At 69.0% G+C, this 14,692-nt stretch carries 10 protein-coding genes and 1 pseudogene; 6 read left to right on the top strand and 5 right to left on the bottom strand.

Going from position 1 to position 14,692, the window contains the following annotated elements; genetic code table 11:
- Nucleotides 1–12 precede the first annotated feature (12 nt).
- The 4 genes and pseudogenes from QFZ76_RS07805 to QFZ76_RS07790 form a co-directional block, all read right to left on the bottom strand.
- Entirely contained in the window at nt 13–2,922 is a 2,910-nt protein-coding gene (locus QFZ76_RS07805; RefSeq protein ID WP_307673029.1) for an AAA family ATPase, read from the bottom strand.
- Between the two features lie 163 nt (nt 2,923–3,085).
- Nucleotides 3,086–4,093, bottom strand: coding sequence for a (-)-alpha-amorphene synthase (locus tag QFZ76_RS07800; protein ID WP_307673028.1), 1,008 nt, complete (start codon nt 4,091–4,093; stop codon nt 3,086–3,088).
- Complete coding sequence (locus tag QFZ76_RS07795; RefSeq protein ID WP_307673027.1) at nt 4,077–5,456, bottom strand: cytochrome P450; 1,380 nt, start codon at nt 5,454–5,456, stop codon at nt 4,077–4,079. The genes QFZ76_RS07800 and QFZ76_RS07795 overlap by 17 nt, the downstream gene beginning before the upstream one ends.
- 553 nt (nt 5,457–6,009) lie before the next feature.
- A pseudogene (locus tag QFZ76_RS07790) lies at nt 6,010–7,400 on the bottom strand (IS1380 family transposase).
- Between the two features lie 43 nt (nt 7,401–7,443).
- Between QFZ76_RS07790 and QFZ76_RS07785 the strand changes: the two are divergent.
- On the top strand, nt 7,444–7,728 hold the full coding sequence (locus QFZ76_RS07785; RefSeq protein ID WP_307673026.1) for a hypothetical protein: 285 nt from the start codon (nt 7,444–7,446) through the stop codon (nt 7,726–7,728).
- 891 nt (nt 7,729–8,619) lie between these two features.
- Here the strand turns inward: QFZ76_RS07785 and QFZ76_RS07780 are convergent.
- Nucleotides 8,620–9,576, bottom strand: a complete 957-nt coding sequence (locus QFZ76_RS07780) for a nucleoside hydrolase (protein ID WP_307673025.1) — start codon at nt 9,574–9,576, stop codon at nt 8,620–8,622.
- 117 nt (nt 9,577–9,693) lie between these two features.
- Between QFZ76_RS07780 and QFZ76_RS07775 the strand changes: the two genes are divergently transcribed.
- The 5 genes from QFZ76_RS07775 (at nt 9,694) to QFZ76_RS07755 (ending at nt 14,691) form a co-directional block, all read left to right on the top strand.
- Nucleotides 9,694–10,617 (top strand): carbohydrate kinase family protein, encoded by a 924-nt coding sequence (locus tag QFZ76_RS07775; protein WP_307673024.1) that lies wholly within the window; start codon nt 9,694–9,696, stop codon nt 10,615–10,617.
- A gap of 500 nt (nt 10,618–11,117) precedes the next feature.
- The gene (locus QFZ76_RS07770) at nt 11,118–11,345 is read left to right on the top strand and encodes a hypothetical protein (RefSeq protein WP_307673023.1); all 228 of its coding nucleotides are present in this window, start codon (nt 11,118–11,120) and stop codon (nt 11,343–11,345) included.
- A 130-nt stretch (nt 11,346–11,475) separates the two neighbouring features.
- Nucleotides 11,476–12,834: an ABC transporter substrate-binding protein gene (locus QFZ76_RS07765; protein ID WP_307673022.1), complete on the top strand. Its 1,359-nt coding sequence runs from the start codon at nt 11,476–11,478 to the stop codon at nt 12,832–12,834.
- A 79-nt stretch (nt 12,835–12,913) separates the two neighbouring features.
- Nucleotides 12,914–13,843 carry a carbohydrate ABC transporter permease gene (locus QFZ76_RS07760; RefSeq protein ID WP_307673021.1) on the top strand — a complete coding sequence of 310 codons (930 nt, stop codon included), beginning with the start codon at nt 12,914–12,916 and terminating at the stop codon, nt 13,841–13,843.
- A 23-nt stretch (nt 13,844–13,866) separates the two neighbouring features.
- Entirely contained in the window at nt 13,867–14,691 is an 825-nt protein-coding gene (locus QFZ76_RS07755; protein ID WP_307673020.1) for a carbohydrate ABC transporter permease, read from the top strand.
- Nucleotide 14,692: the final 1 nt, after the last annotated feature.

The raw sequence follows: 14,692 nt of genomic DNA, 5'->3' as shown, positions 1-14,692 counted from the left end.
TCGGCACTGTCCTCACAGCTGAGGCCGCGGAAAGGTCTTCAACGCCCCGGCGAGCCCCGCCGCGTCCGTGCCGATCTTCCGGTAGGCGGCGGAGAGCAGGTTGCGGACGCCCTGCTCGGTCAGGCGCAGTTCCTTCGCGACCACCGTCACGGGATGCCCCTGGGCCGTCATCTCGGCGGCTCGGCGTTCGTGGGCGGTGAGGGTGTCCGTCTGGCCATAGCGCAGGGGCAGGGGGCGCATTCCGGCGGCGGAGAGTTCCTCCCTGGCCCGGGTGGCCACGGCCTCGGCACCGCAGTGGACGGCGGTCTCCAGCCCCTGGTAGAGCCGGTCGGCGGCATCCTGGAGCCGGCTGTTGCGGGACAGCGCGGCGCCGTGACCGACCAGGGCGCGGGCCAGCTCGTAGGAGGCGGGGGACTGTTCCAGGTGCTCGACGGCCTGCGTGTGCAGGTCGAGTGCCGCGGGCCCGCCGGTGACCTCGGCCTCGACGTGCAGCGCCTGACCGATCACGGACGCCGCCCCGAAGTCGCGGGCCCGCTTGACGGCGTCCTGGGCGAGACGGACCGCCCGGTCGGGAGCGCTGGGGGCGACGGCGGACGCCAGGTCGAGCTGCCAGGGACACCAGGAGGGGTTGCGCCAGGCACGCGCCTCCAGCCGGTCCCCGACGTCGGACAGAATGCACTCGGCCTCCGAGCGCCGCCCCTCGGCCAGCAGCAGCTCGGCGTACACCGTGCGCGGATCGGGGTAGATGACGGCGTTCGGGACCACCTCGCCGTAGTGGTACCGGTCGGCGAGCCGACGGGCGGCGGCGGTCCGGCCGCGGGCCAGCAGGATCTGGATCAGGATGCCGATGGCGAACCACTGGGCGGGTACGGCGCCCTCCACCCGGTCGGCGTTGCGCAGGCCCTCGCGGGCGAGTTCTTCGGCCTCGGCCAGGCAGCCGCGGCGGTAGCGGATGTAGCCGAAGAGGGTTTGGCCGACGGCCATGTGCGAGCCTCGCCAGCCTTTGACCTCGCACTCGGCCATGCCCTTGATGAACAGTTCCTCGGCCCGCCGGGGCTGGTCGCAGTACATGAACGCGAGAGCGACCGAGACGGGCACCTCGAAGCCGCGGTTCTCGTCGGTCCAGCTCATGCCCCCGCGCAGGGCGTCCTCGGCGCACGCGAGGACGGTCCGTCGCGGCTCGCCGCGCACCAGCGCGTCCCACGCCCGCAGGCCCAGGATGTAGCGCTCCTCGAGCCCGCGGCCGGTCAGCTTCTCGGCCAGCCGTGCCAGCTTGCGGGAGCGGGCGGGCGAGTCCGGCTCGTCCATGCGGAACGCGCTCCACACGAAGTGATCGGCCTGCATCCGCAGTCGGATTCGCGGATTGGCCGCCTGCTGTGCTTCGTCGGCGGCCACGGTCGCGGCCTCGGCCAGCCGGTCGGTGTGGGCCAGCGCCTGGGCCAGCCGGTAGACGATGGAGGCGCGTAGATCGGGCTCGATTCCGGGCTCCTTCAGGGCCTCCTGGAGATAGCCGACCGTGGCCGTGGGTTCGATGAGGAAGGTCGAGCAGGCGAGTTCGTGGAGGAGTGCGGCCCGGTCCTCCGCGGGCGGCGGCTCCCGCAGGGCCCGGGTCAGGGCACGCCGGGCGGCCTCCGGGGCCCCGGCACGAAGGTACTCGTGGGCGGCCGCGCGGAGACATTCGACGGCTTCCGGCCTGCCCTCGCAGGGAACCTCCAACAGATGCCGGGCTGCTGCGGTGGGACCGAGTCCGGCGGCGCGGACGGCCTCGGCGGCCGCGTTGTGCAGACCGACGCGCAGGCCGGAGGGGATGGCCCGGTAGATAGTGGTGGCGATCAGTGGGTGCACGAACTCCAAGCCGCTCCCGGGCCCTTGACTGTCGGCCAGGATCCGGGCGGCACGCAGCCGCTCCGTGGCCTCGGCGGCCTCCTCGTTGCCGATCACCGCGAGGTCCGCGGCGAGTTCCGGCGAGAAGGACCCGCCCAGCACAGCGGCCGCCCAGGCATAGCGGACGGTGCTCGTACCGAGCCGTTTCAGGCGATTGAGCAGGCCGGGGCCCTTGACGGCCGCTGCGAGGTCTCGCATCACGGGCAACTCGTGCCGCATGCCCCGCACTTGCCGCTCTGCGAGCCTGAAGGCCAGTTCGACGGTCTCGAACGGGTTCCCGTTGGTGACCGTCCAGCACTCCTCGGAGAACTCGTCCTCGGCCTGCTCGCCCACCGCGTCCCTGATGATCCGCGCGACGCCGTCTGCGCTGAGCGGCACCAGCGAATGGGGGCGGTTCCCATGGCGCTCGAAGACCGTGCGGATGGCTTCCGCCTCGGGCGGCATGTCGTCGGGCCGATAGGCGGCGACGATCAGCAAGGGGACATCGGCGGCGCGTGGCGCGAAGGAGGCGAGCCACCCGAGGGACTCGGCATCAGCCCAGTGCAGGTCGTCCAGGAGCAGCACGACCGGCTTCTTCTTCACCGCCAGACGGGTCATGACCCAGTCGAGGCCGTCGCGCACCCCGGTCGGATCCGGCACATGGGCGGTGTCCTTCGCCTCGAGGCCGAGCGCGACCGCCACGATGTCGTACCAACTTCCCAGGAAGGCACGGAGCTCCGCCTCGTCCATCGCGGCCAAGGCGGGCTGCAGGAGCTGGCGCACCACGCGGAACGCCATCCCCTGCTCGTTCTCACTGCCCTTGGCAGAAAGCACCGTGCATCCGCGCGAGATCGCGCGAACGCGGGCGGCAGTGACGAGCGTGGTCTTTCCCATACCGGCCGGACCGGCGAAGACGAGGAGTTCGCCGGACGGCGTGCGAGGTACGCCCTCGACCGATTCGCGGAGCTCGGACAATGCGGAGTCGAGCGCCCGAAGTTCCCGGTGGCGCTCGAGCAACGGACGGTGTTCGGTGAGAGATTGCCGCAGCCCAGGCGCCATGTGCGCTACCGCTTCCTGTCGTTGATCCGCGTGGGACGGCGCCGAGCGTACGCCCTCATGAACACCCGGCGGTCGAGTTCGGACAGGAGAACGGCAGAGAGGGTGAAATATCCATGAGGGCACAATGGGTGGTCGTCCCTCGGGTACAATGCCCCGCTCACGTTCACCGCACGGCGGACACCTCCGCGGTGTCCGCGTAGCGCGGCACTGTGCGGGACCAGAAGTAGCAGCCCCGGATCCAGCCCACCATGCCGTCGAGGTAGCCGACTCCGGCAGGGCTCAACTCCGGCTGGATCGCCTTGTGGAGCGCCTCGAACTCGCTGATCGTGCTGTTGATCAACCGGATGGCCTTCACCACGGCGGTCGGCAGCGGGCACCGGTGCAGACGCTGCTGGGCGAGAGCGAGATTGATGACACCTCCTGCCCGTTGCTCCTTGACCGCGGAGAAGAGGTCGGCCGTCCACACTGCCGCATCGACCGACAGCCGCGTCAGCCGCCGTACGACAGGGTGGTGGAGGTCCTGAGCGGTGAGTTCCCGGGGCTGTGCCGCCTCGTACAGCGGATAGAACGGCTCGATGCCCGCGGTGAGCGAACGTATCGAGGTGCACTGCCCGGCCTCCAGCGGCACGGAATCGGCCTGCGCCACCGCCTCGTACAACAGCCCGTGCACGTACTCACGGCTGTTCCAGGCCCAGCGTGCCGCCTGGTCAGGAGTGCAGCGCTCCCGGACCTGTCGGTGAAGGTCGGCCAGGGCTGCGCCGAGAGCCGTGCCGGGTGGCCGTCCGTCCCTGAGGATCTCGACGCTCTCGCTCAGCATGGGCAGCAGCCGGCCGGGCCACCGGCGGCCGACCTCTTCGGCCCGGTCGTCGAAGATGAACTGGTAGGAGATCTGGTTGGCGATGATCTGAAGGATGCCGGGGTCCACGGACGGACTGCTGTAGGCCGCGAGTTCGGCCGGTCGGGTGGCGTTGATCATCGCCGCCACCGCCGGGTCGTCCGTCAGTCCCCAGGCGTGCAGCCAGGTGTCGACGCCTGTCGCCGCCTCGGCCGCGTGGCGGTTGGTCCGGAACGGGAAGGGCATGTAGAGGTGGGCGTCTATCAGATCCCTCAGGCTGCCGAACGTGGTCACGCCCTGCGGAGCAGCTGCGAGTTCCTCATGCGTCGTCGACACCGTTGTCACCTGCCGTTCGGGGGTCCTGAAAGCGGGCTGCTGCGGTTGCTCGGGGAGTAAGGGATCGTGCCCGGGGCGCTGGGCGGTTCGGCGCGTTGGTCCGTGGCTCACACGTCATCACCAGCGACCGATGCCCCAACGTCGCAGCCGGCCGCAGCCGTTCGGCGTACCCCGGCCCATGGCGCAGCCGCCAGCGGCCGGTGATGGTCGCGAGGGCCAGCGTGACCTCCGCCACGGCGAAGGTGTCGCCGAGGCACTTCCGGCTGCCCGCGGCGAACGGGAGCATCGCGCCGCGCGGATCGGCGGTGGCCCCTGGGAGCCAACGCTCGGGCAGGAAGCGCTCGGGGTCGGGGAACGAGGCGGGGTCGTGGTGCAGCAGGTAGGGGCTGTACAGAACCGTGGTGCCCCGGGGAAGCCGCTGGCCGGCGAGTGTCGTCTCCTGGGTGGTGATGCGGGTGAAGAGCCAGCCGGGCGGTCGGTGGCGCAGTGTCTCGGCGACGACGCCGCGGGTGTACGGCAGTTCGTCGGGGCCGGGCCGTGGCCGGTCGGCGGTCACGGCGTCGACCTCGGCGTGCAGGCGGCGTTCCGCCTCCGGATGCCGGGCCAGCAGATCGAGGGCGGAGGCCAGGCACAGGGCGGTGCTCTCGGCTCCGGTGAGCAGCAGCGTGACGAGCTGGTCGTGGACCTCCTGCTCGGTGACCCCGGACGATCCCTCGCGTGCGGCCGACAGGAGCGTTCCCAGTACGTCGTTTTGCTCGCCGTCCGGTCCGCCGCGGCGGCGCCGCGCCACGACCTCGTCGACGATCGCGTGCACTCGGTCGACCGCATGACGGTAGCGCCGGTTCGCGGGCGTCGGGACGCGGAACAGGGCGTCGACCGGCACGGCCGTACGGACGAACAGGCCGCGGACGATGACCGCGAGGCGCTCGCCCACCTCGGCCGCCGCCGCGCCGCCGAGCGAGTCGGAGAACAGGACGTGGTTCATCACCCGGGTCGTCAGAGCCAACGTCGCCGCACTGACGTCGACCTTGCCCCCTGCCCGCCACTCCCGGCAGGCCACCTCGGCTTCGCGGCGCATCATGTCCGCGTGGTCGGCCACGCGGGAAGGGCGGAAGTCGGGTTGCAGCAGCCTGCGTTGGCGCCGGTGTACGTCCTGACGGCAGGTCACCAGGCCGTTTCCCATCAGCGGTCGCAGCCTGTTGTAGAGCGGGCCGCCCTTGTCGAAGGTCCGCGTGTCCATCAGGACTTGGTGGGCCACGTCCGGGTGGCAGGCCATCCAGGCGTGCAGCGGGCCCAGGCGTATCTCGACCAGATCACCACGGGCCGGCAGGGAATTCAGAAAATCCAGCGGCCGGCGTAACAAGGCGATAGGGTGGCCAAGGGACGGGAATATGCCCGGTGCAGTACCCACGGTCCATGCTCGTTCTGTATCAGGCACGGCATTGCTCATCGAATACCACCTGTCTCAGTCGACGCACGAAAGTCAGTGGCCGGTCCACCGACTTGGCGTTCGAGTCATGTCCTGCCCAGTCCAGACTGCTCGCGGCGCCCCGAATCCTCCGTGCGCGGGGGCGCACGGGAGCACGAAGCCGCATTGAGTGAGCGACCTTGGGTGGGTAATACACTCAAAGAATTGTCGCCTTCTGTCACTCAAACGTCTTTCGTGCCCTCTTTCGCATGCGGCCTTCGTATGCGGCGAATCTGGAAGGGCCGAACAATCAGACGTGGGGTCGGGAACTGCTGCCGGTTTACTGAACCCGGATCCACCGGCTTGGTTTCGGAGTGATCGCTTCGGGTGTGTTCGAGTGGTCTGGCGGCTGATCTGCGGGTTCGGGCAGGGAGTATCCGCTGGTCTGCCCAGCTCTTCCACATGTCCACAGGTCTCGGGCCCGTTCGGGCGGCTCGGTCAAGGAGGGTCAGGCGGACGGCGGTGGCGCGTGCACGGCCGTGAACAGTTGTGTGAAGTCGCCTTCCCAGGGCCAGCGTTCGGGCAGGTGGAGGGTGAGGCGGCGGGCCGAGCGGGCCAGGCGGGCAGGCACGTTGATCAGGTGGTCGCGGATCGTGGCGGTGGCCGCTCTGGCGTGGAATACACCGGCCAGAGTGCCGGCGGCGCGGGTCAGGTTGTGCGCAAGGGCGGCGAGGGTGAGCCAGGCGGCGTTGGCCTGGAAGTTGCCGGACGGGGCGTGCGCGAAGGCGCTGTTCTTGACGTCCGCGATGACTTGTTCCACGACAGAGTGCCGCCTGTGATCACGCTCAGCGTCTTTGAGGGAGAGCGGGGAGTCGGTGAACGCGGCGTGGTAACGCCAGGTGTCGAAGAGGGTGCCCTGCCCGGCGGGCAGGCTGTCGGGGTTGAGCCGTTTGACCCGTCGCACGATCAGCCGGGCGGTGACCTGCTGCTTCTTCGGCTTGGAGTGAAGGCGGTGTAGGTGGTCTCGGCTATCTCGGCGTCGGAGATCCAGCACTGGCCCTCCTCGTCCCAGACCGCCTTGGGGTACTTGATCGCCGTCCAGGCGTCTTCGTCGATGCCCGCGATGGCCTTCTTGACGGAGGCGTTCATCCGCACCGTGATCGAGAAGCGGGCGCCGAGGGACCGGCAGGTGCTCACCACGTCGGCGCCGTAGAACGCGGAGTCGGCCCGCACCACGAGGAGACCGCTCGCGCCGCAGGCGTGGGCGGTGCGGATGGTCTCGGCGACGAACGCGGCCGCCCCGCGTGCGGAGTTGGTGGGGCCCTTGCGCAGCCTGGTGGCGGCGATCATTGGTGCGGCAAGTGGTGTGGAGACGATCCCGAGCAGTGCGTTGAGGCCCTTGACCTTGCTGTATCCGTATCCGGCGCCCTGCTTGGCGTAGCCGTAGGTGCGGCGGATGGTGTCGTCGATGTCCACGTAGGCGACCTGGTCCGCGCCGGGCAGCAGCGGGGTGTGCGTAGCGAGACGGGGAAGCAGCCTGCGGGCAACGGCGTGCAGTTGCTTCACATGCCCGTGCGTTAAGGAGCGCAGGAAGCTGCCCAGCGTGGACGGGGCGCGCACCCCGGCGAACAGGCGGCCCATCGCGCCGTGCCGCAGCCGGTCCATGTCATCGATGCTGTCGGCGCCCGCGACCATGCCGCCCACCAGTGACATCAGCTTCGCCGCAGGGAAGGCGCCGGTGCCGTCCTTCGAGCGCGGCAGCCCGATGAACTCGTCGGCCAGAGCCGGCAGACCACACCGCTCGGCCAGGCGCATCACCGGCTCCAGCCCGCCGTACGCGATCAGATTCGGATCATCGAACGCGGATGAGACCGCCGCCGCGGCATGGGAGGATTGCATCTCGGAAGTGCCTTGCCGATCGTGCCTGATGTGGTCCTAGAGAATGCACGATGCCGCCCGGTTCGCCGCGCTGCACTGCGGTCAGCCCCACGCACTGGACCCGACAGCCGGGTTTGCCCCCGGCGCCGCCGGCCAGGGCGGCCTGTGCCGGATCGACCGGGGCTATCTGGACGGCTTCACGGTCCAGGCCGTCAAGTCCGTGCAGGTGCTGGACATGACCGGCATCAGCGACCACCACATGGTGCTCATCGTCCTCTCCCGCCGCAAGCTCATACAGGCCCTCCGCCGTGAGTTCCCCTCGCTGGACCCGTGGGCGCTAGCCGCGTGAACCCGCGACCTGTCGGACGGAACCGTGTGATGTGTGGCCTCAGGAGATATGCGACAGAAGAGTCTCTGGAGAGGCTTGACGGGTGTATCAGGACATTCTTAACGATGTCTCAACTGATCCTCGATCATGAACAGTTGTGGGCAATGAGGACGAATCAGGGCAGCGCGGCCCTGCATGGCTCGTCGAACTGGTGCGCGCCCAGCAGCCCGTCGGCCTCACGGACCGAGCAACCGCGTAGGCAACTGGGCGGCCATCGCCCCTCTGGGACCATCACCTGGGACCAGAGTCAAAGCCGAGACCGCCCGTACCGAGGAGCCCAACGGCAAGCTGAAGGAGGCCCTGAGCCACCTGCTCGCCACGCCCCCCGGCATCAGGCGGCGACGCAGCCGACACGGGCAGCACCCAGGGAGCACGGGCAGGCGGTCCGTCGTCCCGCAAGGGCACTGTCCTGCGGGAGTAGCGACGCGCTCGACTCCAACTTGCCAGGCCGCACTCACCACGCCCATGGTTCTCCTGCCCTCACTCGGCCCGGCGCCCCGGATTGGCGTCATACCTGTTCAACGCCGTCACATCTCGGACGGGTGCTGGCAAGTCCTCACCGGGTGAGTCCACTCGATAAAGCGAGAGTGGGAACTGTCGGCGGCCATCCGCGCACCCGTTCCCTGAAATTAGAACGTGTACGTACGGACTGCTCCCGAATCGGCCGTGACGGGCTCGAACCCCGGAACGTTTCTGGGAGCACCAGTGCTAGCTAGCTTCGCGCTCCTCCCGAGCCATCGGCAACTCTCGCGCAGATCTGTGGGGGTGCCGGTGGACTGATGTGCCTGAGACCAGGGGGACGCGCGTTTCCTCCGCCCCATGGGCTTGCAGCCCTCCGGGCCGCTGGTCCCGTCACGTGCGTGGATCGCTGAGCAGCGTGGTCACCAGGTCGAGGAAGCGGTCGAAGTCCAGGCCGGACACGGTCCGGATGAGGGGCAGGTCCTGGCGTCCGTGGTGTGCACGCCGTTCGACGACCGTCATGCCACGGGTGAGTTCGCCGCGCCGTTCGACGTCGCAGCGGACTTCGACGCACTCGATGAGTGTGGGGTCGATCAGTGCCGCGACGGCGACGCTGTCGATGAGGGAGCAGTAGGACTGGTAGCCGCGGCCATTGACGTAGTCCACGACCCGGGCGGCGAGAGCGGCCTCGGGGGTGTGCGCGTGGCGCAGCCGGTCGAGGTCGCCGTCGCGGAAGTTGATGCGGGGGTGGGTGGCGATGTCGAGTCCGACGGCCACGAGATTGAATCCGGCTCGGAAGACCCGGTGGGCCGCTTCCGGGTCGACGAATATGTTCCATTCGCTGACCGCGTTGTCGCCGGTGGCCTGGGACCACGCGTAGGGCGTGAGTCCGTAGGAGCCACCGATGATGACCAGTTCGGTCACCTTCTCGGGCAGGTGCGGGTCGATCTCCAGGGCGAGGGCGATGTTGGTCAGCGGGCCGAGTCCGGCGATGCTGATGTCGCCGGCGTGGGCGTTCACGGTGTCCACGATCAGTTGCGGGGCCCTGCGCGGGTCGACGGTGCGCTTCGAGACGGGGAAGTGGGACTCGGCGAGGCCGTCGGTGCCGTGCGAGAAGGGGTCGACCGGGTAGTCACCGTCCAGTGGGAGCAGCGGGCCCTGGCCGACGGGGATGTCGTCGCGGCCGAGCAGGTCGAGGACGCGTAGCGCGTTGGCGGCGGTCCGGTCCGAGGGCAGGTTGCCCGTGACAGCGGTGACGGCGCGGGTCCGCAGCTCGCGCGACTTCAGCGCGATGATGATCGCGAGGGCGTCGTCCATGCCGGGGTCGGTATCGATCAGAACGTTCTTCATGTTCGCCTTTCCTGCGTCCGGCATTCAAGTGCTCTGGCCGAGCCCCGGACCCAAAGGTATGGTAGATATAACAACAAGAAGATTCAAGGCTGATGGTGGCGCACGGAGGTAGCGAGGTTGTCCGAGCGGCTTGTGGCGGTGTTCTCCCACGCGGTGACCGACGAGGTGTACACGGCGGACGGAAGGCTTGCGGCCCGCGAGGTGGGCGGGGCCGGAGCGTACGCCGCGGTCGGGGCGAGCCTGGTTTCGGCGCCCTGGGGTACGGCCATCGTGTCTGGCGTGGGCGCCAGGGACCGGCGGCGGCTGAGCGACTGGTTCCGCCGGCGCGAAGTGGACCCCGTCGGTCTGTTCGAGGTCGGCGAGCACAGCCCGGTCACTCGCGTCCGTTATCTCGACGACGGGGAGCGCGTCGAGGAGTCCGTGTTCGGGGACGCCCACTTCGCCGCGCACACTCCTTTCCCCAGCCGGTCGCCACTCGGGCCGGACCGGCTGGAGGGGGTGTATCTCTTCCACGACGCCGACGAGCGGTACTGGCAGGAGGTCGCTGCCGTGCGCCCGCGATGGCACGGCCCGGTCCTGTGGGAGATCGCCGCCAACGCCTGTACGTCGGACGCCCGCTCCCGCGTGATGGAGTTGGCCGGGCTCGTCGACGTACTGTCCCTCAACGTCACGGAGGCGGCAGCCCTGACCGGCCGGACGGACCCGCTGGAGGCGCTGTCCCGGCTGCCGGGACACGGGCTCGTCGTCGTGCTGCGGTGCGGCGCGGCCGGTTCGCTGGTGCGGCACGGACACCGGCGCTGGCACGTGGGGGTGGCCCCCGGGCCGGTGGTCGACCCCACCGGAGGCGGCAACGCGTACTCGGGTGCCTTCCTGGCCTCCTACGCCGCGACCGGCGACGTCCCGGCCTCTGCGCGGGCGGCCGCAGTTGCCGCGTCCCACGTCATCGCCCAGTACGGCGCGCCGGTCGTCGGCCCGCTCGACCGGGACGGCATCCGGCGGCACGCCCGAGCAGTAGTAGTGGAGATGTCCGCGACCACGTGACGGAGGAGCCCCATGGCAGACCCCGGCTGGAACCCCGCGCAGATCTACCACGACTACCGGTTCGGCGACCACCTGCCCCGCCGGGGGCTGATGCGGAACGGCAGGCCCGCACTGTCCGGGTTGGACCCGCAGCGCGTGGCCCGCTACGTCCTGGTCACCGTCCGCGATCCACTCCGCGCCCTACGACGAGGATCCGGCCGAGCAGATCGCGCGGCGGCTCGACGAACCCGAGCGGATCGATCCTCATGGCACGCTCACGACATATTCGGGCGGCTACAGCGGCGTTCCGGTGACCGTGGTCTCGGGCGGTAGCGGCTCCCCCGAGGCCGCCAGCCCCGGGGACGCGGTGGTCACCATCGGCGTCGTCCGGGACGAAGTGACTCCCACTTCTGCGAGGTAGGCCGGCCGCCCAGGGTGGGCGGCTACTTTCAGCCGCGCCATCTGGACATCCTCGAAACCTGGGCCTGGACCGGCGCGCTCAAGAACGAGAGTCGGCCGCCGTGGTGAGGCTCGCCGGGTTGTTCGGCAGGCGGGGCGGCTCGGTCCGCTCCGTCGTCGGCAACGCCCTAGCCAACAGGCTCTTCACCGCTGGGGCCGGTCACGTGGCCGCCATCGACGTTGCGTTGCGCGGAGTGGTCCAGCTCGCCCGCCTCGACGCCGCCACGGCCGCCTCGGGCAGCGGCCACAGGGTTCCGACGCCCCTCGAAGACATGGCCGAAACTCGTTGACACTACATAGCAGTGGTCCTATGGTACTGAGGTCAGTACCAATACCAACAGTGCCGATAACGATGAGGTTCACGGTGCTCCTGGCGGCCCCGCAAGGGGCCGGGTGCGCGGAAGCAAAAGGAGCTGGTACATGAGCAGATCAGGGATCCGGGCGCTCGGCGCGGGCCTGGTGGCAATGGCGGCCGTACTCTCGGCGTGCTCCGGCGGCGGGTCCTCGTCCGCCGGCGGTCGTCAGACCCTCCAGCTGTGGTTCTGGGGCGCGTCGCCGCAGCAGCAGAAGACCATGCAATCGGTGCTCGTCGACGGGTTCGACGCGTCGCAGAGCAAGTACGACCTCAAGGTCACCTTCAACAACGCCGTCGACAAGAACGTCCAGGTGGCGCTCTCGGCCAACAAGGGCCCTGACATCGTCTATGGGTCGGGGCCGGCCTTCTCAGCGGCCTACGCCGTCCAGGGCAAGCTGGCAGACATGACCCCGTACGCGGAGAAGTACGGGTGGAAGGACCGGATCCTGGCGCCGATGTACGAGTCGGGGACCGCGCACGGCAAGCTCTACTCCCTGCCCAACTCGCTCAACAACCTCGGGGTCTTCTACAACAAGAAGGTCCTCGCCAAGCTGGGCGTCGGGGTGCCGGCCACCTTCACCGAGCTGACCGCCGACATGGACAAGGCCGCCAAGGCGGGCCTGTACCCCTCGGTCACCGGCAACAAGGGCTGGAAGCCGGTCAACCAGAACTACATCTCGATGTTCCTGACGCACGTGGCGGGCGGCAAGGCCGTCTACGACGCGCTGCAGGGCAAGATCAAGTGGACCGACCCGAAGATCGCCAAGGCCGTCGACGACTCCGCCGCCTTCTACAAGAAGGGTTACCTCGGCGGAAAGGACTACGCGAACCTGAACTTCGTCGAGTCCATGCAGCTGCTGGCCCAGGGCAAGTCGCCCTTCTTCTTCGGCCCCACCCTGGCCTTCCAGTTCGCCAGTGACTCCTTCAACGACGCCGCCGGGAACACCTCGGACCTCGGCTTCGCCCCCTTCCCCAACGTCACCGCGGGTCTGCCCTCGCCCAGCGGCACCCTCGGCACCACCGCCTCGCTGTCGATCAACGCGCACTCCGCGCACAAGGACGGCGCGGCCGAGGTGATCGACTTCATGATGAGCGAGAAGTTCGCCCAGCAGATGAACAAGTCCTGGCCCGGCTACTGGGGCGTCCCGCTCAAGAAGTTCGACCTCGACCCCGCCTCCTACACCGGTCTGTCCAAGGCGTACGTCCAGTCGGTCAAGGACACCATCGCCACCGTCAGCAAGGGCAACTACGGCTTCTTCGCCGGCACCTTCTTCCCGCCGGCCACCGCCACCGCCTTCACCGACGTGGACGGGGTCTGGCTCGGCACCGAGAGCACGACCGACTTCCTGAACAAGGTCCAGTCGACCTTCGCCGCCGAGAAGGCCAAGGGTCTGGTGCCCCCGGTGCCCGAGCCCGCCGGGTAACGGTCCCGCCCCACCGACCCAGAGCCGTCGGATGCCGCGAGCGCACAGCGCGGCATCCGGCGCTCGGAGGAACGCGAGCATGACAGCTACGGCAACTCCGGCGCCCCACCCGACCGGCCGGACCCCCGCGCCGGATCACCGGGCCCGCCGCGCTTACCAGCGGCGCCGGTCCCTGGTCAACCACCTACTGGTCGCACCGGCCCTGCTCCTGTCCGTCCTGGTCGTCGTCGTACCCGGCGTCCTGACCGCGATGGCCGCCTTCACCGACTGGACCGGCATCGGCTTCCACGCCGACTACGTCGGCCTGCGCAACTTCACCGACATCCTCGCCGACCCCGTCTTCACCACCGCCCTGGGCAACAACATCAAGTGGCTCGCCCTCTTCCTGAGCCTCCCCGCCGTCATCAGCCTGCTCACCGCCTGGCTCCTGCTCCGCAGACGCCGCACGCGCACCTTCTACCAGGTCGTCTACCTCATGCCGTACGTCCTGGCGCCGGTGGTCAACGCGATGGTGTGGCTGAACATCATCTACAACCCCAACGGCGGTGTCATCGGGGCCCTGCACATCGACTCACCGCTGTCCAGCCTGCACGGCGCGATCTACGCGGCCGCCGCCGTCGACATGTGGCACTTCTGGGGCTTCCTCACCGTCGTCTACTTCGGCGCCCTGCGACAGACACCGGTGGAACAGGTGGAAGCGGCGATCGTCGACGGCGCCGGCTCCTGGCAGGTCTTCCGGCACGTCTACCTCCCGAGCATCCGCCCCACGCTGCTGCTCATGGGCGTGATGACGGTGATCTTCTCCTTCCTCGCCTTCGACTACGTCTACCTGCTCACGCAGGGCGGCCCCGCGCACTCCAGCGAGGTGATGGGCACCTACGCCTACGCCTTCGCGTTCTCGGCGTTCGAGTTCGGCAAGGCGTCCGCCGTCGGGCTGATCATGAGTTTCTTCGGACTGATCGCCTCGTGTGTCTACACCTGGATGAGCCGGAGGCAACTGTCGTCATGAGGAACCACAGCAGGAACCACAGCGTGAAAACCCGGTGCAAGGGCGTCATGGCCCACACCGTGCTCCTGGTCTTCGCCGCCACCGCGCTCTTCCCTCTCTTCCTCGTCCTTCTCAACAGCTTCAAGTCCAACGCGGGCGTCACCGGCAGCCCGTTCTCACTGCCGAAGTCGCTCAGCCTGTCGAACTTCACGACCGCCTGGCAGTACGGCGCGTTCGGCACCGGATTCCTCAACAGCGTCCTGCTCACCGGCACCACGGTCGTCGTCGTGCTGGTCTGCTCGTCCCTGGCCGGGTACGTGCTGGCCGGACAGAAGATCCGCATGTGGCCCGCCGTCATGGTCTACCTGACCATGGCCATGACGGTGCCGATCCAGCTGTTCATCTTTCCCCTGTACGCCGGGGTCGCCGCCCTGGGGCTCCTCGACAACGTCTTCGCGGTCGGCGTGATCCTCGCCGCCATCAACATGCCGTTCGCGACCTTCCTGATGCGCACCTTCTTCCTCAACGTCCCCAAGGAACTCGAAGAGGCGGCCCTGGTCGACGGCGCCAACGTCATCCAGCTGATCCACCGGGTGCTGCTCCCCGTCGTACGGCCCGGTCTGATCACCGTGGGCGTCATCGTCGGCCTCAGCGCCTGGAACGACTTCCTCATCTCCTCGACCTTCCTGCACGACCCGTCCGACCAGACCGTCACCCTGGGCTTCCTGTCGATGAACGGCACCTTCTCCACCCAGCTGGGCGTCATGATGGCGGGCGCCCTCGTCCTCATCCTCCCGGTCCTCGGCGTCTTCATCGCCCTGCAGCGGTACGTCGTGGACGGCATGGCCGGCGGCGCGGTCAAGGGGTGAC

Origin of the sequence: Streptomyces sp. V4I2, from assembly GCF_030817655.1 — a bacterium.
Classification (GTDB): domain Bacteria; phylum Actinomycetota; class Actinomycetes; order Streptomycetales; family Streptomycetaceae; genus Streptomyces; species Streptomyces plumbiresistens.
Note: the sequence above shows the minus strand (reverse complement) of the source record. Positions and strands in the feature narration are given on the sequence as shown.

Bases quoted from the DNA above. Each gene is read 5' to 3' on its own strand.
- QFZ76_RS07760 (WP_307673021.1), top strand. From the start codon at position 12,914: ATGACAGCTACGGCAACTCCGGCGCCCCACCCGACCGGCCGGACCCCC.
- QFZ76_RS07805 (WP_307673029.1), bottom strand. From the start codon at position 2,922: ATGGCGCCTGGGCTGCGGCAATCTCTCACCGAACACCGTCCGTTGCTC.
- QFZ76_RS07780 (WP_307673025.1), bottom strand. From the start codon at position 9,576: ATGAAGAACGTTCTGATCGATACCGACCCCGGCATGGACGACGCCCTC.
- QFZ76_RS07785 (WP_307673026.1), top strand. From the start codon at position 7,444: ATGCACGATGCCGCCCGGTTCGCCGCGCTGCACTGCGGTCAGCCCCAC.
- QFZ76_RS07765 (WP_307673022.1), top strand. From the start codon at position 11,476: ATGAGCAGATCAGGGATCCGGGCGCTCGGCGCGGGCCTGGTGGCAATG.